This is a genomic window from Streptomyces sp. SS8 (genome assembly GCF_054072955.1).
The window spans coordinates 22,844-43,706 of sequence record NZ_JBSVCZ010000014.1 but is presented as its reverse complement, the minus strand read 5'-3'; the positions used below and the strand labels follow the sequence as shown (position 1 = coordinate 43,706).

The 20,863-nt window shown below is 76.0% G+C and carries 21 protein-coding genes; 11 read left to right on the top strand and 10 right to left on the bottom strand.

Annotated features, from left to right (window positions below; all coding sequences use genetic code 11):
* Nucleotides 1-39: 39 nt before the first annotated feature.
* Complete coding sequence (locus tag ACW69E_RS15395) at nucleotides 40-342, bottom strand: DUF6343 family protein (RefSeq protein WP_457498810.1); 303 nt, start codon at nucleotides 340-342, stop codon at nucleotides 40-42.
* 184 nt (nucleotides 343-526) lie between these two features.
* Here ACW69E_RS15395 and ggt point away from each other — a divergent pair, with 184 nt between their 5' ends.
* On the top strand, nucleotides 527-2,416 hold the full coding sequence (ggt, locus tag ACW69E_RS15390; RefSeq protein ID WP_457498809.1) for a gamma-glutamyltransferase: 1,890 nt from the start codon (nucleotides 527-529) through the stop codon (nucleotides 2,414-2,416).
* Nucleotides 2,417-2,433: 17 nt separating this feature from the next.
* On the opposite strand, the gene mnhG is transcribed toward ggt, so the two are convergent.
* The 7 genes from mnhG to ACW69E_RS15355 form a co-directional block, all read right to left on the bottom strand.
* Nucleotides 2,434-2,832, bottom strand: a complete 399-nt coding sequence (gene mnhG / locus ACW69E_RS15385; RefSeq protein ID WP_457498808.1) for a monovalent cation/H(+) antiporter subunit G — start codon at nucleotides 2,830-2,832, stop codon at nucleotides 2,434-2,436.
* The gene (locus ACW69E_RS15380; protein WP_457498807.1) at nucleotides 2,829-3,095 is read right to left on the bottom strand and encodes a monovalent cation/H+ antiporter complex subunit F; all 267 of its coding nucleotides are present in this window, start codon (nucleotides 3,093-3,095) and stop codon (nucleotides 2,829-2,831) included. The genes mnhG and ACW69E_RS15380 overlap by 4 nt, the downstream gene beginning before the upstream one ends.
* The gene (locus ACW69E_RS15375) at nucleotides 3,092-3,709 is read right to left on the bottom strand and encodes a Na+/H+ antiporter subunit E (protein ID WP_457498806.1); all 618 of its coding nucleotides are present in this window, start codon (nucleotides 3,707-3,709) and stop codon (nucleotides 3,092-3,094) included. Before ACW69E_RS15375 ends, ACW69E_RS15380 begins: the two co-directional genes overlap by 4 nt.
* A complete protein-coding gene (locus tag ACW69E_RS15370; protein WP_457498805.1) occupies nucleotides 3,706-5,220 on the bottom strand; it encodes a Na+/H+ antiporter subunit D in 1,515 nt (504 codons plus the stop codon). The genes ACW69E_RS15375 and ACW69E_RS15370 overlap by 4 nt, the downstream gene beginning before the upstream one ends.
* Nucleotides 5,217-5,588 carry a Na(+)/H(+) antiporter subunit C gene (locus ACW69E_RS15365; RefSeq protein ID WP_457498804.1) on the bottom strand — a complete coding sequence of 124 codons (372 nt, stop codon included), beginning with the start codon at nucleotides 5,586-5,588 and terminating at the stop codon, nucleotides 5,217-5,219. Before ACW69E_RS15365 ends, ACW69E_RS15370 begins: the two co-directional genes overlap by 4 nt.
* Nucleotides 5,588-8,488, bottom strand: a complete 2,901-nt coding sequence (locus ACW69E_RS15360) for a Na+/H+ antiporter subunit A (protein ID WP_457498803.1) — start codon at nucleotides 8,486-8,488, stop codon at nucleotides 5,588-5,590. Before ACW69E_RS15360 ends, ACW69E_RS15365 begins: the two co-directional genes overlap by 1 nt.
* A 141-nt stretch (nucleotides 8,489-8,629) precedes the next feature.
* On the bottom strand, nucleotides 8,630-8,830 hold the full coding sequence (locus ACW69E_RS15355; RefSeq protein WP_457498802.1) for a DUF2180 family protein: 201 nt from the start codon (nucleotides 8,828-8,830) through the stop codon (nucleotides 8,630-8,632).
* 311 nt (nucleotides 8,831-9,141) lie between these two features.
* Here ACW69E_RS15355 and ACW69E_RS15350 point away from each other — a divergent pair, with 311 nt between their 5' ends.
* On the top strand, nucleotides 9,142-9,738 hold the full coding sequence (locus tag ACW69E_RS15350) for a hemerythrin domain-containing protein (RefSeq protein ID WP_457498801.1): 597 nt from the start codon (nucleotides 9,142-9,144) through the stop codon (nucleotides 9,736-9,738).
* Complete coding sequence (locus tag ACW69E_RS15345; RefSeq protein ID WP_457498800.1) at nucleotides 9,735-10,859, top strand: NAD-dependent epimerase/dehydratase family protein; 1,125 nt, start codon at nucleotides 9,735-9,737, stop codon at nucleotides 10,857-10,859. The genes ACW69E_RS15350 and ACW69E_RS15345 overlap by 4 nt, the downstream gene beginning before the upstream one ends.
* Nucleotides 10,860-10,888: 29 nt before the next feature.
* Here ACW69E_RS15345 and ACW69E_RS15340 read toward each other — a convergent pair whose 3' ends face one another.
* Nucleotides 10,889-11,923: a polysaccharide pyruvyl transferase family protein gene (locus ACW69E_RS15340; protein ID WP_457498799.1), complete on the bottom strand. Its 1,035-nt coding sequence runs from the start codon at nucleotides 11,921-11,923 to the stop codon at nucleotides 10,889-10,891.
* A gap of 14 nt (nucleotides 11,924-11,937) precedes the next feature.
* A complete protein-coding gene (locus ACW69E_RS15335) occupies nucleotides 11,938-12,165 on the bottom strand; it encodes a DUF6480 family protein (RefSeq protein ID WP_457498798.1) in 228 nt (75 codons plus the stop codon).
* Between the two features lie 83 nt (nucleotides 12,166-12,248).
* On the opposite strand from ACW69E_RS15335, the gene ACW69E_RS15330 reads away from it, so the two are divergent.
* The 8 genes from ACW69E_RS15330 to ACW69E_RS15295 all read left to right on the top strand — a co-directional run bounded on the left by ACW69E_RS15330 (nucleotide 12,249) and on the right by ACW69E_RS15295 (nucleotide 20,830).
* Nucleotides 12,249-13,214: an NAD-dependent epimerase/dehydratase family protein gene (locus ACW69E_RS15330; RefSeq protein ID WP_457498903.1), complete on the top strand. Its 966-nt coding sequence runs from the start codon at nucleotides 12,249-12,251 to the stop codon at nucleotides 13,212-13,214.
* Nucleotides 13,215-13,450: 236 nt separating this feature from the next.
* Nucleotides 13,451-15,088, top strand: a complete 1,638-nt coding sequence (locus ACW69E_RS15325) for a carbamoyltransferase family protein (protein WP_457498797.1) — start codon at nucleotides 13,451-13,453, stop codon at nucleotides 15,086-15,088.
* On the top strand, nucleotides 15,085-16,146 hold the full coding sequence (locus tag ACW69E_RS15320) for a glycosyltransferase family 2 protein (RefSeq protein ID WP_457498796.1): 1,062 nt from the start codon (nucleotides 15,085-15,087) through the stop codon (nucleotides 16,144-16,146). The genes ACW69E_RS15325 and ACW69E_RS15320 overlap by 4 nt, the downstream gene beginning before the upstream one ends.
* Nucleotides 16,143-16,829: a D-glycero-alpha-D-manno-heptose-1,7-bisphosphate 7-phosphatase gene (locus ACW69E_RS15315; protein ID WP_457498795.1), complete on the top strand. Its 687-nt coding sequence runs from the start codon at nucleotides 16,143-16,145 to the stop codon at nucleotides 16,827-16,829. Before ACW69E_RS15320 ends, ACW69E_RS15315 begins: the two co-directional genes overlap by 4 nt.
* Nucleotides 16,826-17,890: a glycosyltransferase family 9 protein gene (locus tag ACW69E_RS15310; protein WP_457498794.1), complete on the top strand. Its 1,065-nt coding sequence runs from the start codon at nucleotides 16,826-16,828 to the stop codon at nucleotides 17,888-17,890. Before ACW69E_RS15315 ends, ACW69E_RS15310 begins: the two co-directional genes overlap by 4 nt.
* Nucleotides 17,887-18,852, top strand: coding sequence for a glycosyltransferase (locus ACW69E_RS15305; protein ID WP_457498793.1), 966 nt, complete (start codon nucleotides 17,887-17,889; stop codon nucleotides 18,850-18,852). Before ACW69E_RS15310 ends, ACW69E_RS15305 begins: the two co-directional genes overlap by 4 nt.
* Nucleotides 18,849-20,069 carry a glycosyltransferase gene (locus ACW69E_RS15300; RefSeq protein ID WP_457498792.1) on the top strand — a complete coding sequence of 407 codons (1,221 nt, stop codon included), beginning with the start codon at nucleotides 18,849-18,851 and terminating at the stop codon, nucleotides 20,067-20,069. Before ACW69E_RS15305 ends, ACW69E_RS15300 begins: the two co-directional genes overlap by 4 nt.
* On the top strand, nucleotides 20,066-20,830 hold the full coding sequence (locus tag ACW69E_RS15295) for a D-sedoheptulose-7-phosphate isomerase (RefSeq protein WP_457498791.1): 765 nt from the start codon (nucleotides 20,066-20,068) through the stop codon (nucleotides 20,828-20,830). The genes ACW69E_RS15300 and ACW69E_RS15295 overlap by 4 nt, the downstream gene beginning before the upstream one ends.
* The last annotated feature ends 33 nt before the right edge of the window (nucleotides 20,831-20,863 follow it).

The window sequence follows — 20,863 nt, the reverse complement described above, 5'->3', positions numbered from 1 at the left end:
GCCCTCACGGCGGGGCGGCGCGGGCCGGGGACCGGACCCTCACGGCCCGCGCCGCCCCGCCCCTCCCGCGCCCGCCGCGCGCTCGCGCCTGCGGCGCACCAGGACGACGATCAGGTCGATCACGCCCACCAGGGTCAGCGCGGCGCAGATCCAGGCGATGGTGCGCAGCGAGTCCGCGCCGGGGACGTCGCCCGGCCCCGAGTCCGCCGCCCAGAGGGCGAAGAACACCGTCCCGGCCAGGAAGACCGGGATGTACAGGACGGACAGCAGCAGCCGCAGTCCCAGTGGGCTGCGGGCCGTCACGGGTTCGGTGCCGGTGCGCGACCGGCCGGGGATCCGCATGCGGGTACACCTCCTCGGCTGGGGGTCCTCCGGCCGCGCCGGGTACCCGCCGCCGCTCCCGGCCATGCCGCCGCGCCGGGGGCGTCGTGGGCGCGGGCGGGCGGCGCGGCGCTGTTGCCGGGGGCTCCCGCGCGCTGACAGGGTTTGCGTGGTCCGAGCGTCCCCGGGAGACCACGGAGGCTCCATGCCCGTCCGACGTGTCCGCCGCGCCCGCCGTCCCCGTTCTCCGCGCTTCCCGCTCCCGTTCCGCCGCCGCGCCGGTACGGCGGCGGCTCTGATCTCCTCGCTGGCCCTGGCACTGCTGGCACCGTCGGCGGCGCCCTCCGCCGCCGCGTCGCGGGCCGCCGACACCGGCCGCGAGCCGCCCGCGAAACTGCCGGTCGCCACCGGGTACGGCGGCGCGGTCTCCAGCGTCGACCCGTACGCCTCCCGCGCCGGTCTTGAGGTGCTGCGCGCGGGCGGCAACGCGGTGGACGCCGCCGTGGCCACCGCGGCGGCCCTCGGCGTCGTCGAGCCGTACTCGGCGGGTGTCGGGGGCGGCGGCTACCTCGTCCACTACGAGGCGCGCACCGGACGCGTCCACACGATCGACGGCCGGGAGACCGCCCCGGCCGCCATGCGGCCGGACTCCTTCGTCGACCCGGCCACCGGGAAGCCGATCCCCTTCGACGAGGCGGTCAACTCCGGTCTGTCCGTGGGCGCTCCCGGCACCCCCGCGACCTGGGAGGCCGCCCTGGACAGCTGGGGCAGCATCTCCCTGGCCAGGGCGCTGCGGCCCGCCGTCCGCCTGGCCGAGCACGGTTTCACCGTGGACGAGGAGTTCCGCGCCCAGACGGCGCAGAACGAGGACCGCTTCCGCGACTTCACCCCCACCGCCGAACTGTTCCTGCCCGGCGGCGAACTGCCCGAGGTGGGCTCGCGGTTCCGCAACCCCGGCCTCGCCGGCACCTACCGGCTGCTGGCCCGCGAGGGCGCGGACGCCCTCTACGAGGGGCGGCTCGCCCGCGAGATCGTCTCCACCGTCCGCAGGCCGCCCGTGGCACCGGACGCCGACCGCAGGGTGCGGCCGGGCCTGATGACCACTGGCGACCTCGGCCGGTACCGCGTACTGCGCCAAGAGCCGACGAGGGTGGACTACCGGGGCCTGGAGGTGTATTCCATGGCCCCGTCCTCCTCCGGCGGCACCACCACCGGCGAGGCGCTGAACATCCTGGAGGGCTTCGGCCTCGCCGGGATGGACCGTGCCCAGGCGCTCCACCACTACCTGGAGGCGAGCCGCATCGCGTACGCCGACCGCGGCCGCTGGGTGGGCGACCCGGCGTTCTCCGACGTGCCCACCGAGGAACTGCTCTCGGAGCGCTTCGCCAAGGAGCGTGCCTGCCTGATCGACCCGGGCCGGGCGCTGACCGGCCCGCTGGCACCCGCCGACCCGCGCGACCCGGACTCCTGGGACTGCTCCGCGGGCCGGGGCGGCGGCGAGGACCACGAAGGCCCGTCCACCACCCATCTGGTCACCGCCGACCGCTGGGGCAACGTGGTGTCGTACACGCTCACCATCGAGCAGACCGGCGGCTCGGCCATCACCGTGCCCGGCCGGGGCTTCCTGCTCAACAACGAGCTGACGGACTTCGACTTCACCCCTGCGTCCCCGGATGTGGCCGGCCCGAACCTGCCCGGCCCGGGCAAGCGGCCGCGCAGCAGCATGGCGCCCACGATCGTGCTGGAGGGCGGCCGTCCGCTGCTGGCGCTGGGCTCGCCGGGCGGCTCCACCATCATCACCACCGTGCTGCAGACCCTGCTCAACCGGATCGACCTGGGCATGACGCTGCCCGAGGCGGTCGCGGCGCCCCGGCTGTCGCAGCGCAACACCGCGGCCACCCTGGCGGAGCCGGCCTTCCTGGGGTCCGCCGCCGAGCGGGCGCCGCTGGAGCGGCTGGGCCACCGGTTCTCCCCGTCGCCCCAGATCGGCGCGGTGGCCGCGCTGGAGGTCCTGCCCGACGGGCGGGTGCGGGCCGTCGCCGAGCCGGAGCGGCGCGGCGGGGGCTCGGCGATGGTGGTACGCCCCTCACGCTGACGACCACGGCCCCGGCGTCAGGTCTCGCGCCCCCGTCCCCCACCGCCCTCGCCGGCGTCCGGGGTGTCCGGGGGCGCGAGCCGCCGTGCCAGTTCGTCCACCGTGAGGGTGTGCCGCTCCACCGCGCCGGTGCGGTAGGCGATCCGGCCGACGATCTGCCCGAGGACGGGCACGGTGATCATCTGGAAGACCGCGATGAGCAGCAGCAGCCCGGCGTAGGGCAGGGGCACCCGCAGGGCGGCTCCGATCAGGATCAGCAGCAGGCCCAGGTTCTGCGCCTTGGCCGCCGCCTGGAGCCGGGTGACGGTGTCCGGGAAGCGCACCAGTCCGACGGCCCCCAGCAGGCAGAAGACCGCGCCGCCCAGCAGCAGGACGGCCGCGGCGGCCTCCAGGACCGTTTCCGCGAGGGCGTTCACCGCATGTCCTCCCGCTCCTCGACGAGCCGCGCCGCCGTCACCGACCCGATGAAGCCCAGCAGCGCCAGCACCAGCAGGACGAGCACGGCCGAGGTGTACTCCCACACCGCCACGGCCACGGCGGCCCCCGCGACGACCGTCGTCACCAGGATCTCCACCGCCACGATCCGGTCCAGTGCGTGCGGGCCGCGCACCAGGCGGTGGACCACCAGCACCGCGGTGACCGAGAGAAGGGCCAGGGCCAGGGTCGCGATCACGCTCACTTCCGTTCCTCCCCTCGCCCGTACCCCTTCTCCCTCAGGTCCGGGTCCTCGCGCATCCCGGTGGGGCCGATGGTCCGCACCACCCACCGTTCGGCCACCACGACCTCGCCGCGGCGGCGGTCCACCTCCCGGGCGTCGCGGGCGGGCAGCGCGTGGACGTACAGCCGCCGCCGGTCGCGGTCGATCTCCAGCACGAGGGTGCCCGGTGTCAGCGAGGCCATGTTGGCGGTGGCCGCGATCATCAGGTCGCTCTCCGAGCGCAGCGGGACCTCCAGCACCGCGGCCCGCACCCGCGGACCGCGCCGCACCGCCTCCAGTGCCACGGCGACGGCCGATCCGAGCAGTCCGACCAGCAGGTGCGCGGGGAGGAGAAGCAGCCACAGCGGATGGAACCTCGCCCGCCGGGCGATCGGGGGCAGCGGGAAGAGGGCCACCACCAGCAGGGCGACCACCGCCCCGCCCACCAGCACCACCGGGCTCACCGATCCCCACAGCACGATCCACAGTGCCCACAGCCACAGGGCCAGGGGCCACTGCCGGGAGGTCCGGCGCGGAGGCCCGCCCCGGCCTCCCGCGGCGTTCGCGGTCCCGTCCGCCTGGTTGTCCGGGCTCATCCGTCCCTCCTGTCCGGATCGCCGAGTACGGCCTCCTGGTAGGTGCTGCGTTCCAGGAGGTCCACCGCGGCCCGTTCGCTGAGCCGTGCCAGCGGCCCGGCGCCCGCCGCCACCACCACGCCGATCAGCACGGCTCCGGCCGTGGCTCCGAGCATCAGCCGCATCCCCTCCGTACGCCCGCGCTCGGGAGCCGGGCGCTCCCGGCCGGCGGCGAACGCCGCCCGCCACACCCGGGCCATCACGTAGAGGGTGAGGAGGCTGGTGACCAGAGCGGCGGCCAGCAGGGCCAGGACGGCCGCGCCCCCCTGCGCCACGCCGGCCTGGAGCAGGGCGAGCTTGGCGACGAAGCCGGACAGCGGCGGGATCCCGGCCAGGCTGAGGGCGGCGAGCGCGAACAGCCCGGCCAGCAGCCCGGGCGGCGGTGCCGCCCGGGCCAGCCGGGACAGCGCGGCGCTGCCGCTCCAGCTCACCACCAGGCCGGCGATCAGGAACAGCGCGGCCTGGGCCGCGATGTGGTGGACGGCGTACAGGACGGTCCCGGTGAGTCCGCCGACGGTGTACAGCGACAGCCCGAAGAGCATGAACCCGATGTGGCTGACCAGTACGAAGGACAGCAGCCGGTTGACGTCGTGCTGGGCGACGGCGCCCACGATGCCGACCAGGAGCGTCAGCGCCGCCGCGACCAGCAGCGGGGTCCAGGTCTCCGAGCGGGGGAAGAGCAGTGTCTGGGTGCGCACCATGGCGTACAGACCGACCTTGGTCAGCAGGGCGGCGAGCACGGCGGTGATCGGCGCCGGGGCGGTCGGATAGCTGTCCGGCAGCCAGAAGTGGAGCGGGACCACGGCCGCCTTGATGCCGAAGACGATCAGCAGCAGCAGGCTGAGCACGCTGCGGATCCCCTCGGGGAGCCCGGGGACGCGGTCACCGAGGTCGGCCAGGTTGACCGTGCCGGTGGCCGCGTAGATCAGCCCGATGGCGGTGAGGAACAGCAGCGAGGACAGCAGGCTGGTGATGGTGTAGGTCATCCCGGCTCGGATGCGGCCCTCCCCGGCGCCCAGGTTGATCAGCACGTAGGAGGAGGCGAGCATCAGCTCGAAGGCCACGAACAGGTTGAACAGGTCGCCGGTGAGGAACGCCAGCGCGACCCCGGCCACCAGCAGCAGGTACGCCGGGTGGAAGGGGGTGCGGGGCAGGTCGCCCTCGGCGGTTCCCTGGCCGATGGCGAAGACCAGCACGGCCAGCGACACCGCCAGCGCCACCACCAGCAGCAGCGCCGACAGCCGGTCCGCCACCAGGGAGATCCCGGCCGGAGCGGGCCAGCCTCCGACGGAGAGCACCAGCGGGCCGCGCCGGTCGGCGAGCACCAGCAGTACGGCGGAGAGGGCCAGCACCGCCGTCAGGGTCCCGGCGCCCAGCAGCCGCTGGGCGGTGGAACTGCGCCACACGGCCAGGGACAGGCCCGCCGCCAGCACGGGCAGCAGGACGGGGGCGATCAGCAGCCAGCCGGTCACGACTCCAGCACCTCCTCCCCCACCCTGCGGTCCTCGACGTCGTCGCGGACCTCGTCGTGGCCCTGGAGCCGCCAGCTCCGGTAGACGAGCGCGAGCAGCAGGACGGTGATGCCGAAGGTGATGACGATGGCGGTGAGCGCCATCGCCTGCGGCAGCGGGTCGGCGAACGTCTCCGGCGAGTGCCCCTCCCCGGTGATGGGCGGATCGCCCGGCGGTCCCGCGGCCAGCAGCACCAGCAGGTTGGTGCTGTGGCCCAGCACCAGGAAGCCGAACAGCAGGCGCATCAGGGAGCGCTGCAGCAGCAGGTGGAAGCCGACGGCGAACAGGCCGCCCACCACCAGGGCCGTCGTCAGGTCGAGTGCTGTCATCAGGCGTGACTCCCGGTCGCGGTGGCGGAGGTGTCGGGTGTGTCGGGTGTGCCGCCGGACTCCCGGGCGGCCTCCTCCGGTGTCTCCTGCGCGGGGCCGACCGCGGACAGCAGCTTCAGGCAGACGCCGGTGACCACCAGGTACACCCCGGTGTCGAAGACCAGGGTGGTGGTCGCCTCCAGGTGGCCGAGCACCGGCAGCGTCACGCTCACGAGCGCGCCTCCCAGCGGTTCGCCGCCGAAGGCCAGCGGGGCCAGCCCGGCGGTCGCCGCCAGTGCCAGCCCGCCGCCGGCCACCAGCCGGGGGTCGAGCGGGACGGCGAACGCGCTGTCGGCGCGGCCGCCCACCAGATAGCGCAGGGTGAAAGCCTGCCCGGCCACCAGCCCTCCGGCGAAACCGCCGCCGGGGCGCAGGTGCCCGGAGTAGAGCAGGTAGAGCGAGAGCAGCAGGACGGACGGGAACAGCAGCCGGGTCAGGACCTCCAGCAGCAGGGACCGGTCGTGGGCGGGCAGCTCCCGCGCCTCGGGCAGCCACTCCTCGTGCGGCAGGGCCCACCGGGCGGTGGGCTCGTAGCGGTCCGCGGCCGGCGGCCGGGCCCGGATGGTCGCGGCCCTGCCGCCCAGCACTCCGACCAGGGCGCCCACCCCGATCGCCGTCACCAGCAGCACGGCGATCTCGCCGAGGGTGTCCAGGGCCCGGAAGTCCACGATGATGGCGTTGACGACGTTGTGGGCCCCGGCCTCCTCCACGTGGTCGGTGTAGAACTCGGACACGGCCGGCTCCCGGCGGATGGTGGAGACGGCCAGGGCGAGGACCGCGACGAGCGCGCCGGCGGCCGTGGCCACCGCCAGGCGCAGCCGGCGTACGCGCCGGGAACCGGTCCGGGCGCCGAGTTCGGACGGCAGTCCGCGCAGCACCAGCACGATGACCACCAGGGTCAGCGTCTCGATGAGGAACTGGGTGAGCGCCAGGTCCGGGGCGCCCTGGACCAGGAACAGCCCGGCGACCCCGTAGCCGACCGCGCCCGCCAGCAGTGCGGCCGCCAGCCGGTGCCGGGCGGCCGCGAGCGCCAGCGCCGTGATCAGTACGACGGCCGCCAGCGGCACCTGGACGGCCGAGTGCCACAGCGGCGGGGCGGGCAGATCGACGTCTCCCAGCAGCAGGACCGTCCCGGGCACCAGCAAGACGGTCGCCAGCAGCACGGTGAGGTAGACCGGCAGGGAGCCGACCTGGGTCCGGCGGGTCAGCCACACGGCCGCCCCGTCGAGGCCGCGCACCGTCCGCCGGTAGCTCTCCTGCGCGTCGGGAGCGCGGGGGGACCTGTCGCGCACCGCGGCCAGGGCGGGGCGCAGGCGGTAGAGCAGGACGCCCGCGATCTGGGCTGCGACGGACAGCGCCAGGGCGGCACTCGGTCCGTGCCAGAGCGCGAGGTGGTACGGGGCCAGATACGGCGGCAGTTGCGCCGCGTAGAGCTCGGTCAGGATCTCGGTGCCCTGGTACCACACGCCCAGGACCAGGGTGGCCGCCACCAGGGCGGCGATGGGCACGGCCATGCCGAGCGCCCGGTCGCCGGGGTCCTCCTGCGGTGTCGGCTCCATGCCGGGCCGGCTCGCGAAGGCCCCCCACAGATAGCGGATGGCGTAGGTCACGGTGAGCGCGGAGCCGGCCACCAGCGCGGCCAGTGCCCACTCCTCGCCCGCCCCCGGGCCGTACCGGGCCGCCTTCCAGAAGGTGTCGAGGTACGCCTCGTGGCCCAGGTAGCCGGCCAGCGGCGGCAGTCCGGCCATGGAGGCGGCGGCGAGTGCGGCCAGTGTCAGCAGGACCGGCCTGCGGCGGCCCAGCCCGGAGAGCCGGCCGATCTCGCGGGTGCCGGTGTGGTGCTCGACCAGGCCGGTGATCAGGAACAGCGAAGCCTTGAAGGTGGCGTGCGCCAGCAGCATCACCTCGCCGGCCAGCGCGGAGTTGCGGGTGCCGTAACCGAACAGTGCGATGAGCAGGCCGAGTTCGCTGATGGTGCCGTAGGCCAGGACGCGTTTGAGGTCGCTCTCCCACAGTGCCCGCCAGGCGCCGAGGACCAGCGACAGCAGGCCGACGGTCAGCACCAGGGGGCGCCAGGGCTCGGTGTCGGCGAAGCCGGGCGCCAGCCGGGCCGTCAGATAGACGCCGGCCTTGACCATGGCGGCGGCGTGCAGATAGGCGCTCACGGTGGTGGGCGCGACCATCGCGGCGGGCAGCCAGCCGTGCAGGGGGAACTGCGCCGACTTGGTGAAGACGCCCACCAGGACGAGCACCAGCGCGGCGGGGACGTATCCGCCGTCCGGGGGATCGGCGACCAGTTCCGAGATCCGGTAGGTGCCGGCCGCCTCCCCCAGCATCACGAAGCCGAGCAGCATCGCCAGGCCTCCGCCGGTGGTGACGACCAGGGCCTGCTGGGCCGCCTCGCGGTGCTCCCGCGTCCTGCCCCGGCCCGCGATGAGCAGGAACGACACCACGGTGGTCAGTTCCCAGAAGACGTACAGGACCAGCAGGTTGTCGGCGGTGACCAGGCCGAGCATGACGCCGGCGAAGGCGAGCAGCAGCGCGGATTCGCGACCGTGCCCCTCGGAGGTGTAGCGGGCGCCGTAGACCAGGACGGCGGCTCCGACGCCGCTGACGATCCCCGTCATCAGCAGTGAGAGCGCGTCCAGCCGCAGGACGACCTCCAGGCCCAGCGAGGGCGCCCAGCCGAAGCGCTCCACGGGCGTGTCCCCGTCGAGCACGGAAGGGGTGAGCGCCGCCGTCCAGACCAGTGTGGCCAGCGGCACCAGGGCGGCCACCCACCAAACGGCGCGCCCGGCTCGCGGTGCGAGGGCGGGGAGGAGGGCGGCCACGGCGGCGTGGGCGGCGATCAGAACCAGCAAGGGCACTCCCGGATGAACCGCGCATGGGCGAACAGAGCGTACATAAAGGGACGTGTACCGCGTGGCTGTACACCCGTCCGCGGCGCGGCCGCGCCGGGGGCCCGGGCCGGAGGCGGGGGCGCCGGCCCGGGTGACGCGGCGTCAGCCTTCGGCCCGGGCACACACCTCGCACAGCGCCCGGCGCGCCTCCGGTGTCTGGGTGACCTGGCCCATTCCCCGCGGCTCGCTGACGAGCTCGGCCTCGATCCGCAGGTGTTCGGGGCACAGGCCCACATGGCAGCGTGAGCACACCGCGACGGCGGTGGTGGCGCGGTCCCGCGTCAGGCACTCGTAGCAGTTCATGGCCTCGGTCCGTTCTCGTCCAGTTCGTGGCCGCGCGGTCCCGGCGACTCCTTGCGGTTCGCGGACGCGCGCGTCCGGCTGTCCGGCCCTGCCGGCGCGCTTGCGGAGGGTGGGCGGGGGCCTCCCCGTGGCCACCGGCACGCCGCACCGTCCCTCCTTCCGCACCACGCGCAGTACCCGGAGCGAGGGGACGGAAACACCGGGTGTGCACTGGTTCGGTCCCCTGCGGGCCGGGCGGGCCGGGCCGTTTCCCCCCGCGGGGGGCGGGTACTTGGCGCCGGGCCACAGCGCATGCCGTGAGGAGGAGCGAGATGGCTGGACGGGACACATCGCCCGGCGCCGTCGCGGAGGAGGACGTGGTGGCCCTGCTGACGCGGCGGCACGACGAGATCCGTGAGCTGTTCGACGCGGTGGAGAACGCCGCTGCCGCCGGCGACGACGGCGGCGAGTGCCGGGCGGCGTTCCGGCGGCTGGTGCGGCTGCTGACCACGCACGAGACCGCCGAGGAGGAGATCGTCCACCCGTACGCGCGCGGCGCCGCCGAGGACGGTGAGGAGATCGTCGCGGCGCGCCTGGAGGAGGAGCGGCAGACCGGACGGGCGCTGCTGCGGCTGGAGTCGATGGACTGCGCGGGGGACGGCCGGGCGGCCTTCCTGCGGGAGTTCGCGGCGCTGCGCGAGCGGACGGAGGCGCACGCGCGCGCCGAGGAGCGGTACGAGTTCCCCCCGCTGGAGGCCGGGAGCGACCCCGAGTGGCGCAGGGCGATGGCCCGGGCCGTGCGGGCCGCCGAATCGGTGGCGCCCGCCCGTCCGTATCCGGCCCCGCCGGGCGGCGGGGACGCCGCGGCGGGCCCGTTCGCCGCCGTGGCGGACCGGGCCCGGGGCGGACTGCGCCGGGAGGAGCGGTGACCGGGGCGCCGGCCGGGGGCGCCGGGGACGGTCTGCGTGTGGTCGTCCTGGGCGCCACCGGCAATGTGGGCACCTCGGTGGTGCGGGCCCTGGGCGACGATCCGCGCATCGGCTCGGTGCTCGGCGTCGCCCGCCGCACGCCGCTGTGGACGCCGCCGAAGACCGAGTGGGCGAGCGCGGACATCGGGGCCGGCGGCGACGGCGAGGACCCGGCCGGGCGGGCGGCGGAGGAGCGGCTGACGGACCTGTTCCGGGGTGCCGACGCCGTGGTCCACCTGGCCTGGCTGATCCAGCCCACCCACGATCCGCCGGTCACCTGGCGCACCAACGTGCTGGGCACCGCCCGGGTGCTGCGCGCCGTGGCGGCGGCCGGGGTGCCCGCGCTGGTGTACGCCTCCTCGGTGGGCGCCTACTCCCCCGGGCCCGTCGACCGCGCGGTGGACGAGACCTGGCCGACCCACGGCGGCCGGCCGGACGCCGCGTACTGCCGGGAGAAGGCGTACGTGGAGCGGCTGCTGGACGGTTTCGAGCGCGACCACCCCCGGGTGCGCGTGGTACGGATGCGACCGGGCTTCCTCTTCAAGCGGGAGGCGGCGAGCGAGCAGCGCAGGCTGTTCGCCGGCCCGTTCCTGCCGCAGCGGCTGGCCGGACTCGGCGTGGTGCCGGCCGTGCCCGCCCTTCCGGGGATGCGTTTCCAGGTGCTGCACACCGACGACGCCGCCGAGGCGTACCGGCTCGCGGTCCTGAGGCCGGTGCACGGCGCGTTCAACCTGGCCGCCGGGCCGGTGGTGGACGCCTCCGTGCTGGCCGGGGTGCTGGGCGCCCGCGTGGTGCGGGTGCCGCTGGGGCCGGTGCGGGCGGCGGTGGGCGCGGCGTGGCGGCTGCGGCTGGTGCCCGCGCCGCCGGAGCTGCTGGACGCGTTCCTGCGGCTGCCGGTGATGGACTGCGGGCGGGCCGCCGGGGAGCTGGACTGGCGGCCCCGGCGGTCGGCGCAGGAGGCCCTGCGGGAGCTGCTGCGCGGAATGCGCGAGGTGGCGGGGGCGCCCACCGCCCCGCTGGCGCCCGTCGTGGCGGGCGGGCGGCGACACGAGATCGCCACCGGGGTGGGCGGCCGGGCCTGATCCGGCCGCCCGTCCCCGGCCGCCGCGGGCTACCGCCGTACGCGCCCGGTGCCGGGCGGCCCGGACGCGGCGCCGGGCTCCGGTCGCAGGAGCCGCGCAAGCGCGCCGCCCTGGTCCCGGTCGGGGGCGCGGCGGAAGGCGTGCCGCCGGCGCCGGGCGGCGGCCCGGCCCTCCCTCAGGCACCAGCTCCACCAGCGGTCCAGCTCCTGCCCGGTCAGCCGCTCGGCCGGCACCAGGGCCGGCCAGCGGTGCACCCGCGCCTGGGCGGTCACCTTCGCGCCGCCGGCCACCGGGTCGACGGCCAGGGCCGGGACCCCTGCGCGCAGGGCGAGCACCAGGCCGTGCAGCCGGTCGGTGACCACGACGTCGAGCCGGGCCAGTACGGACTGGAACTGGGCGGGGGTTTCGCACAGCCGCCAGTCGCCGTCCGCCAGCCGGGTGTCCAGTTCCACCCGGGCGCAGTCGGTCCGCGCCAGCCACCCGGTCACCCGGTCGGCGACCTCCTCGTGGCGGCGGCGCCCGCCGTACTCCCCCTGCCCACGGGTGAGGATCACGCCTGCCACCGGCGCGGCGGGCGCCTCCGGCGCGGCGGCGGCCAGGTCGGCGGTGGGCCGCGCCCCGTCGGCGTCGCGCGGCAGCACATGGTGGAAGCCGCGTGCGGCGGGGTCGCCGGGGTCGATGACCGACACGCCCACGGCGATGCGCACGCAGTCCGGATAGCGCTCGTGGAGCTGTGCGACCTGCGGCCCGTGCAGCGGGCCGCAGACGAAGACCACATGGGTGTACCGCGCCGGGTCCGCGTCCTCCAGGTGCGGTCCGTCCGGCCGGAAGCCCGGGCTCCAGGCGGTGTCGTGGGGTATGCCGGAGCGGTCCAGCAGCTCCCGGACGCGCTCCAGCGCCAGCACGTCGCCGGCCGTGGCCTCGCCGTGCGGGAAGGAGAACCAGCCGGTGAGCAGTGCTCTGGTCGCTCCCGCGGCCCTGGCCCTCCCGGCCGTCGCGGTCGTTTCGGCTGTTGCGGTCGCTCCGGGTGCTTCGCGTGTTCCCGGTGTTTTCGGTGTCGTCATCCGGGGACTCGGGGTCACAGCGCCACTGCGTAGGCGATGAAGAACCCCGCGACGAGCACGGCCAGGACCAGCAGCAGGGCCAGTGGCACCGGGCCCCAGCCGCTGGGTGTGTTGGCGTTCTGGTCCGGGGCGCCCGCGGGCGTGCTGCTCTCGCCCGGCGGCGTCTCGCCCGGCGGCACTCCGCCACCGCTCTCGAGACCGGGCGACCGCCTGGGGTCCGGATCCGGGTGCGTTTCGCTCATGGTCTCCGAGTGCGCAGCAGACCGCCCCCTTACACCGGCTCCGGGGGACAAAAGCGGGGAACGAGAGGAAGAGGTTGCCGATGATGGGTGAACGTGACCGGCGGCGGGCCGTGGTGACGGGCGGTGCGGGATTCGTGGGTTCGCACCTGTGCGAACGCCTGCTGGCCGACGGCCTGGCGGTGACGGCCGTGGACAACCTGCTCTCGGGGTCCGAGAGCAACCTCGCGCATCTGCTCGGCCGGGACGGCTTCGCCTTCGTCAGGCGCGACGCCTGCGCGCCGGGCGCCCTGGAGGACCTGCCCGGCGGCCCCTTCGACCTGGTCTTCCACCTGGCCTGCCCCGCCTCGCCCGCGGACTACCTGCGGCTGCCGCTGGAGACCCTGGAGACGGGCAGCAGCGGCACCCGCAACGCCCTGGAGCTGGCCGGGCGCGACGGCGCGCGGATGGTGCTGGCCTCCACCTCCGAGGTCTACGGCGACCCGCGCGAGCACCCCCAGCGCGAGGACTACTGGGGCAATGTCAACCCCGTCGGCCCGCGCAGCGTCTACGACGAGGCCAAGCGGTACGCCGAGGCGCTGGTCACCGCCCACCGCCGGGCGCGCGGCACGGACACCGCGATCGTGCGGATCTTCAACTCCTACGGTCCCCGGATGCGCGCCGGGGACGGCCGCGCCGTGCCGACCTTCATCAGGCAGGCCCTGGCCGGCGAACCGCTGACGGTGGCCGGGGACGGCGGCCAGACCCGTTCGCTGTGCTACGTCGACGACACCGTGGCGGGCATCGTCGCGCTCGCCTGGAGCGATCTGCCGGGGCCGGTCAACATCGGCGGCGAGGAGGAGACCACCGTCCTGGACATCGCCCACCGGATCGTCAAGCTCACCGGCTCGGCCTCGCCGGTCACCTTCGTCGAGCGGCCCGGCGACGATCCCGCCCGGCGCTGCCCGGACACCTCCCTGGCCAGGGAGAAGCTGGGCTGGGCGCCGCGCGTGGGTTGGCAGGAGGGGCTGGAGCGGACCATCGGCTGGTTCGCCCGCCGGGCCGCCGCCTGAGCCGGTACCCGGACCGGGGGCCGAGCCGATGTCCGGACCGGGGCCGGGCCGCGCCCGGCCCTTCCCCGCGCCCTCCCGGGCGCGCTCTCCGTCACCCGTTGGAGTCAGTTCCCCCGTACAGAGTCGACCTGCGGCGTTTGGCATCACCGCCGGAGGTAACCACGGACGCCACGGCATCCCCAGGGGCCCCGGACGCACCTGGGCGCACCGGGACCGACACCACGGAGGCATCCCTCATGCGCATCCTCGGCATCAACGCCGTCTTCCACGACCCGGCGGCGGCACTGGTGGTCGACGGCCGCACCGTCGCGGCGGCGGAGGAGGAGCGGTTCAGCCGGCGCAAGCACGGCAAGCGGCCGGTGCCGTTCTCCGCCTGGGAGATGCCCGGGCTGTCGGCGGCCTGGTGCCTGCGGCAGGCCGGTCTCACCCCCGCCGACCTGGACGCGGTCGCCTACTCCTTCGACCCGGCACTGTCGGCGCCGGCCGAGTCCCTGGGCCTGAACGACCCCTGGGACCACCTGCGCCAGGAGTACGCCCGCCGCGCCCCGTCCTTCCTGGCCGAGGCGCTGCCGGGCCTGGACCCCTCCGTCGTCCGCTTCGTGCCGCACCACATGGCGCACGCCGCGTCCGCCGGGATCGCCGGGCCGCACCGCGACAGCGCGGTCCTGGTCCTCGACGGGCGCGGCGAGTGCGCCTCCCACCTGTCCGGCCGCTACCACGGCGACCGGCTGGAGGTGCTGGCCACGCAGAGGCTTCCGCACTCGCTCGGCCTGGTCTACGAGGAGCTGACCGAGCACCTGGGCTTCCTGCGTTCCAGCGACGAGTACAAGGTCATGGCGCTGGCCTCCTACGGCAAGCCGCGTTTCCTGCCCCAGCTGCGCCAGTGGGTGCACAGCGACGGCAGGGGCGGCTTCACCGCCCACGGGGTGGAGTGGGCGGCGCTGGCCCCCGCCCGCGAGGCGGGCGCCGAGTGGAACCAGGACCACGCCGACCTGGCCGCCAGCGCCCAGGCCGTGCTGGAGGAGACGCTGCTGGACCTGGCGAGCTGGCTGCACGCCGAGGGCGGCGGCCGGGAGCTGACCCTGGCCGGCGGGGTGGCGCTGAACTGCGTGGCCAACTCCCGGCTGGCCGCCGAGGGCCCCTTCGAGCGGGTGTGGGCGCAGCCCGCGGCCGGCGACGCGGGCACCGCGCTGGGCGCGGCCCTGCACCTGGCCGCCGCGCACGACGAGTCCCCGCCGCCGATGCCCGGCGCCGACCTGGGCCGCGGCTGGTCCGACGAGGAGATCGAGGGCTTCCTGAAGGACGCGGCCGTCCCCTACGAGCGGCCCGCCGACATCGCCGAGACCGTCGCCGAGACGCTGGCCGGCGACGGGATCGTGGCCTGGTTCCAGGGCCGTGCCGAGTACGGTCCGCGTGCCCTGGGCCACCGCTCGCTGCTGGCCCACCCGGGCCGGGCGGAGAACCTGGACCGGCTCAACCGGGTGAAGGGCCGCGAGGAGTTCCGCCCGGTGGCGCCCATGGTCGCCGAGGAGCGCGCCGCGGAGATCTTCGACGGGCCGCTGCCCAGCCCGTACATGCTGTTCGTGCACGACGTGGCCAAGCGGTGGCGCGGCCGCATCCCCGCGGTGGTGCACGTGGACGGCACCGCCCGCATCCAGACGGTGAACTCAGGCGACGAGCCGCTGGTGGCACGCATGCTGGCGGCCTTCGAGCGCCGTACCGGGCTGCCGGTGGTGGTCAACACCAGCCTCAACACCGCCGGGCGCCCGATGGTGGACTCCCCCCGCGACGCGCTGGAGTGCTTCGGCTCCTCCCCCGTGGACCTGCTGGCCATCGGACCGTTCGCGGTCCGCCGCGGAAGGTTCTTCGCGTGAGCGCCCCGCACCGGGCCGCCGTCGACTACTCGGTGGTCATACCCACCGTCGGCCGCCCCTGCCTGGCCGACTGCCTGGCGTCGCTGGGCGGGTCGGCCGGCCCCGAGCCGCGCGAGATCGTGATCGTGGACGACCGGCCGCAGCCCGAACCGCTCCGCGAGGACCTGCCGCTGCACGCGCTGGGCCCGCTGCGCGAGCGCGCCACCGTGGTGCAGACCGGCGGCCGGGGCCCGGCCGGCGCCCGCAACATCGGCTGGCAGCTGGTCACCGCCCCCTGGGTGGCCTTCCTCGACGACGACGTGCGCGTGGGCGCCCGCTGGCGCGAGGCCCTGGCCCGCGACCTGGGCGAGGCCGACCCCACCGTCGCCGGGGTGCAGGGCATGCTGGACGTGCCGCTGCCCACCGGGCGGCGCCCCACCGACTGGGAGCGCAACACCGCCGGGCTGGCCCGCGCCCAGTGGGCCACGGCCGACATGGCCTACCGCACCGAGGCGCTCAAGGCGGTCGGCGGTTTCGACGAGCGCTTCCCGCGCGCCTTCCGCGAGGACGCCGACCTGGCGCTGCGGGTGCTAGACGACGGCTGGCGCATCCGGCGCGGCAACCGGCTGACCACGCATCCGGTGCGGCCCGCCGGCCGCTGGGTGTCGCTGCGCATGCAGCGCGGCAACGCCGACGACGCGCTGATGCTGCGGCTGCACGGCCCCGCCTGGTGGCGGCGGGCCGCGGCCCCCCGGGGCCGCATCCGGCGCCACGCGGCGGTCACCGCGGCAGGTCTCGCGGCGCTTCTCTCGGCCGCGGCGGGACGGCGGTGGGCCGCGGCCCTGGCCGGGGCGGGGTGGCTGCTGGGCACGGCAGAGTTCGCCCGCGCCCGGATCGCGCCCGGCCCCCGTACCCGCGAGGAGGTCACGACCATGCTGGTGACCAGCGCGCTCATACCGCCGCTGGCGGTGTACCACCGGCTGGCCGGGACGCTGCGCCACCGCGCCGCCGCCCCCTGGGAGGCGGGTCCGGGCGGCGGGCCCGGCGGCGGGGGCCGCGCGGGGGGAGGCACGGCATGACGGCGGTGCGCGCGGTGCTCCTCGACCGGGACGGGACCCTCGTGGAGGACGTCCCCTACAACGGCGACCCGGATCTGGTGCGCCCGGTGCCGGGCGCCGCCGAGGCGATGTCGCTGCTGCGCTCCCGCGGTGTGCCGGCAGCGGTGGTCACCAACCAGTCCGGCATCGCGCGCGGTCTGATCGGCTGGGACGACATGGGCCGGGTGCACTCCCGGATCGACGAACTGCTGGGCCCCTTCCACGCCTGGGCGGTCTGCCCGCACGGCCCGGACGACGGCTGCGCCTGCCGCAAGCCCGCCCCCGCCCTGGTGCTGGACGCGGCCCGGCGGCTGGGCGCGGCCCCCGCCGAGTGCGTGGTGATCGGGGACATCGGCTCCGACATGGGCGCCGCGCGTGCCGCCGGCGCCCGCGCCATCCTCGTCCCCACCCCCGCGACCCTTCCGGAGGAGGTGCGTCAGGCGCCCGCGGTCGCCCCCGACCTGCTCACGGCGGTGCGCGCCGCGCTGGACGGACCGTGGCCCGGCCCCGCCGGCGAGCGGACCGGGGACGGCCGCGCTCCCGTGCGGGCGCCCGCCGCCCAGGCCGTTCGGACCACCGCGGCCGCCCGCACCGCGGCCCGCGCTCCCTCCCGTACGTCCACCCGCACAGCCGCCCGTACCGCCACCGTCCGGAGGCCGTCATGAGAGCACTCGTCGCACGTCTGGACAGCTTCGGGGACGTGCTGCTGGCAGGCCCGGCGGTACGGGCCGTGGCCGCGCGCGCCGACCATGTGACGCTGCTGTGCGGCCCGCGCGGCGCGCCCGCCGGGCGGATGCTGCCCGGGGTGGACGAGGTCCTCGTCTGGGACGCCCCCTGGGTGGGCCTCGACCCGCCCCCCACCACGCGGGACAGCGTCGAGGAGGCCGTGGAGACGGTCGCCGGGCAGCGCTGCGACACCGCCCTGATCCTGGCCTCGGCCCACCAGAGCCCTCTGCCGACCGCCCTGGTGCTGCGGATGGCGGGGATCTCCCGGATCGCCGCCGACAGCGTCCACTACCCCGGATCGCTGCTGGACGTCCGCCACCGGCGCGACGAGCACGCGCACGAGGCCGAGGCCGCGCTGGCGCTGGCCGAGGCGGCCGGCTTCCCCCTGCCCGGGGGCGACGACGGGCGGCTGCGGGTGCTGCCGCCGCCCGGGGCGGAGGAGCTGGCCGGGCCGCCGGGCTATGTCGTACTGCACCCGGGCGCGAGCGTGCCCGCCCGCCGCTGGAGTCCGGAGCTGTCGGCCGAGGCCACCGAGGCCCTGGCCGAGGCCGGGCACCGGGTGGTGGTCACCGGTGTGCCCGAGGAGCGCGAGCTCACCTCGTACGTGGCCGGCCGCGCGGGGCTGGACCTGGGCGGGCGCACCTCGCCCGCCCAGCTGGCCGGAGTGCTGGCGGGCGCGGCGGCCGTGGTCACCGGGAACACCGGCCCGGCCCATCTGGCCGCCGCCGTGGGCGCGCCGGTGGTATCGCTGTTCTCGCCGGTCGTCCCGGCCGAGCGCTGGGCCCCCTTCCGCGTTCCCCTGGTGCTGCTGGGCGACCAGCAGGCCCCGTGCGCCGGGACCAGGGCCCGCGTCTGCCCCGTACCCGGGCACCCCTGCCTGGACCGCGTGACGCCTCAGGACGTGGTCACCGCCGTGGAGAAGGCCGCCGCCGAAGGCGGTAGGCAGAGCACCGCCGCCGAAGGCGGCCGGGATGGTGCAGGCCGGGAGGGCGCCGTATGAGGATCCTGCTGTGGCATGTGCACGGTTCCTGGACCACCGCGTTCGTCCAGGGCCCGCACACCTACCTCGTACCCGTCACCCCGGACCGGGGTCCCGACGGGCTCGGCCGCGCCGTCACCTTCGACTGGCCGGACAGCGTGGTGGAGCCGACTCCGGAGGAGCTGCGGGAGACGGACGTCGATCTGGTGGTGCTCCAGCGCCCCCACGAGCTCGGCCTGGCCGAGCAGTGGCTGGGCGGCCGGCTGCCGGGCCGCGACGTGCCGGCCGTCTACCTGGAGCACAACGCGCCGGACGGGAACGTGCCCGACACCCGCCATCCGATGGCCGGGCAGCCGGGCCTGCCGATCGTCCACGTCACCCACTTCAACCGGCTGTTCTGGGACTGCGGTCCCTCCCCCACCGCCGTCGTCGAACACGGCATCGTCGATCCGGGGCCGCTGTACACCGGCGATCTGGAGCGGGCGGCGGTGGTGGTCAACGAGCCGCTGCGCCGCGGCCGCACCACCGGCACCGACCTGCTGCCGCGCTTCGCCGAGGCCGCGCCGCTGGACGTCTTCGGCATGCGGACGCGGGGGCTGGCCGAGCGGCTCGGCGTCCCCGGGGAGCGCTGCCGCTCCCACGAACTCCCCCAGTGCGAGCTGCACCAAGCCATGGCCCGGCGGCGGGTGTACGTGCACCCGGTCCGCTGGACCTCGCTCGGCCTGTCGCTGCTGGAGGCCATGCACCTGGGCATGCCCGTGGTCGCGCTGGACACCACCGAGGCGTCCGCGGCCGTGCCCGAGGGGGCCGGGGTGCTCTCCAACCGGCTCGACGTCCTGACCGACGCCGTCCGCGGTTTCCTCGCCGACCCGGCGTACGCGCGCCACGTCGGCGAGCAGGCGCGTACGGCGGCACTGGCCCGCTACGGGCTGCCGCGCTTCCTGGACGACTGGGAGCGGCTGATCAAGGAGGTGGCCCGATGAGGATCGCCATGGTGTCCGAGCACGCGAGTCCGCTCGCCGCGCTCGGCGGCCCCGACGCCGGGGGCCAGAACGTGTACGTCGCGCAGTTGTCGAAGGAGCTGGCGCGGCGCGGCCACCAGATCACCGTCCACACCCGCCGGGACTCCCCCGAGCCGCCCGGCCGGGTGCCGCTGGCGCCGGGGGTGATCGTCGAGCACGTCCCGGCCGGGCCGCCCCGGCCGGTGCCCAAGGACGACCTGCTGCCGCACATGACCGCCTTCGGCGACCATCTGGCGCGCCGCTGGGAGGCACGGCGGCCGGACGTGGCGCACGCGCACTTCTGGATGTCGGGCACGGCCGCGCTGCTGGGCGCGAAGGGCCGGGGCGTCCCGGTCGTGCAGACCTTCCACGCGCTGGGCACCGTCAAGCGGCGCCACCAGGGCGCGGACGACACCAGCCCGCCCGAGCGGATCGCGGTGGAGCGGCGCATCGGCCGCGAGTGCGCCCGCGTCCTGGCGACCTGCGCCGACGAGGTGTTCGAGCTGACCGCGATGGGCGTGCCGCCGGAGCGGACGTCGGTGGTGCCGTGCGGCGTGGACACCCTGGAGTTCAGCCCGGCCGACCCGGCCGGACGGGGCGCCCGCCGCCACGGCCCGCACCGGCTGCTGGCGATCGGCCGCCTGGTGCCGCGCAAGGGCTTCGACCAGGCGATCACGGCGCTGGCCCAGGTCCCCGGCGCGGAGCTGCTGATCGCCGGCGGCCCCGAACCCGCGCTGCTGGAGACCGACCCCGAGGCGGTGCGGCTGCGGCGGCTGGCCGGGGAGCTGGGGGTGGCGGACCGGGTGCGGCTGCTGGGGGCGGTGCCGCACGAGCGGATGCCCGGGCTGATCCGCGGCGCCGACCTGGTGCTGTCCACGCCGCGCTACGAGCCGTTCGGCATCGTTCCGCTGGAGGCCATGGCCTGCGGGGTGCCGATCGTGGCCACCGGCGTCGGCGGCCACCTGGACTCGGTCGCCGACCGGATCACCGGGCGGCTGGTACCGCCGGACGACCCCGGCGCGCTCGCCCGCGCCGTCAACGAGCTGACCGGCTCCCCCGAGCTGCTGCGCCGCTACGGCGAGGCCGGTCGTGAGCGCGCCCTGGCCCGCTTCTCCTGGGAGCGGGTCGCCGACGGCGCCGAGCAGGTGTACGCCCAGGTGGTCGCGCGCCACCGCGTTCCGACGGGGGCGACCCGATGACGACACCCAGGACCACCGCGAAGAACGGCTCCGGGGCCGCCGCCAAGCCCGCGGCCAAAGCCGCCGCCAAAGCCTCTGCCAAGTCCGCCGCCGGGAACGGCGCGAAGGTACGCCGCGTCCGGGCGGCACCGGCACCGGCTCCGGCCCCCGCCCCGGCGACGGGGCCGGTCACCGGCCACTGCGACGAGCTGCTGCACGCGCTGGCGCCCTTCCGCGACCAGGCCGGCACGGCCCAGAGCTGGGGCGAGCGCCTGGCGCGGGCGCTGGCGGGCGGCGGGCGGCTGCTGGCGGCCGGGAACGGTGGCAGCGCCGCCCAGGCCCAGCATCTGACGGCCGAACTGGTGGGCCGCTACCGCGACGACCGTCCGCCCTTCTCCGCCATCGCCCTGCACGCCGACACCTCCTCCACCACCGCGATCGCCAACGACTACGGCGTGGACGAGGTGTTCGCCCGGCAGGTGCGGGCGCACGGGCGCGAGGGCGATGTGCTGATGCTGCTGTCGACCAGCGGCGCCAGCGCCAACCTGCTGTCGGCCGCCGAGGCCGGTCGCGAGGCGGGGATGTCGGTGTGGGCGCTGACCGGGCCCGCGCCCAACCCGCTGGCCGCGGGCAGCGACGAGTCGCTGTGCGTGCGGGCGGGCTCCACCGCGACGGTGCAGGAACTCCACCTGGTGACGGTGCACATGGTGTGCGCCGCGTTCGACGCCGCCCTGGAGGGCGTCCTGGAAGGGGGGAGCGCGGACGATGCCGCCGACGCCTGATCCGATGCCCGGTACACCACACGGTCCGGTGTC

What these genes read in the sequence shown, in the direction of transcription:
- ACW69E_RS15355 (WP_457498802.1), bottom strand. Translation starts at nt 8,830, where the DNA reads ATGAACTGCTACGAGTGCCTGACGCGGGACCGCGCCACCACCGCCGTC.
- ACW69E_RS15335 (WP_457498798.1), bottom strand. Translation starts at nt 12,165, where the DNA reads ATGAGCGAAACGCACCCGGATCCGGACCCCAGGCGGTCGCCCGGTCTC.
- ACW69E_RS15330 (WP_457498903.1), top strand. Translation starts at nt 12,249, where the DNA reads ATGGGTGAACGTGACCGGCGGCGGGCCGTGGTGACGGGCGGTGCGGGA.
- ACW69E_RS15365 (WP_457498804.1), bottom strand. Translation starts at nt 5,588, where the DNA reads ATGACAGCACTCGACCTGACGACGGCCCTGGTGGTGGGCGGCCTGTTC.
- ACW69E_RS15375 (WP_457498806.1), bottom strand. Translation starts at nt 3,709, where the DNA reads ATGAGCCCGGACAACCAGGCGGACGGGACCGCGAACGCCGCGGGAGGC.
- ACW69E_RS15305 (WP_457498793.1), top strand. Translation starts at nt 17,887, where the DNA reads ATGAGGATCCTGCTGTGGCATGTGCACGGTTCCTGGACCACCGCGTTC.
- ACW69E_RS15350 (WP_457498801.1), top strand. Translation starts at nt 9,142, where the DNA reads ATGGCTGGACGGGACACATCGCCCGGCGCCGTCGCGGAGGAGGACGTG.
- ACW69E_RS15395 (WP_457498810.1), bottom strand. Translation starts at nt 342, where the DNA reads ATGCGGATCCCCGGCCGGTCGCGCACCGGCACCGAACCCGTGACGGCC.
- ACW69E_RS15315 (WP_457498795.1), top strand. Translation starts at nt 16,143, where the DNA reads ATGACGGCGGTGCGCGCGGTGCTCCTCGACCGGGACGGGACCCTCGTG.
- ACW69E_RS15295 (WP_457498791.1), top strand. Translation starts at nt 20,066, where the DNA reads ATGACGACACCCAGGACCACCGCGAAGAACGGCTCCGGGGCCGCCGCC.
- ACW69E_RS15310 (WP_457498794.1), top strand. Translation starts at nt 16,826, where the DNA reads ATGAGAGCACTCGTCGCACGTCTGGACAGCTTCGGGGACGTGCTGCTG.
- ACW69E_RS15340 (WP_457498799.1), bottom strand. Translation starts at nt 11,923, where the DNA reads ATGACGACACCGAAAACACCGGGAACACGCGAAGCACCCGGAGCGACC.
- ACW69E_RS15300 (WP_457498792.1), top strand. Translation starts at nt 18,849, where the DNA reads ATGAGGATCGCCATGGTGTCCGAGCACGCGAGTCCGCTCGCCGCGCTC.
- ggt (WP_457498809.1), top strand. Translation starts at nt 527, where the DNA reads ATGCCCGTCCGACGTGTCCGCCGCGCCCGCCGTCCCCGTTCTCCGCGC.
- ACW69E_RS15325 (WP_457498797.1), top strand. Translation starts at nt 13,451, where the DNA reads ATGCGCATCCTCGGCATCAACGCCGTCTTCCACGACCCGGCGGCGGCA.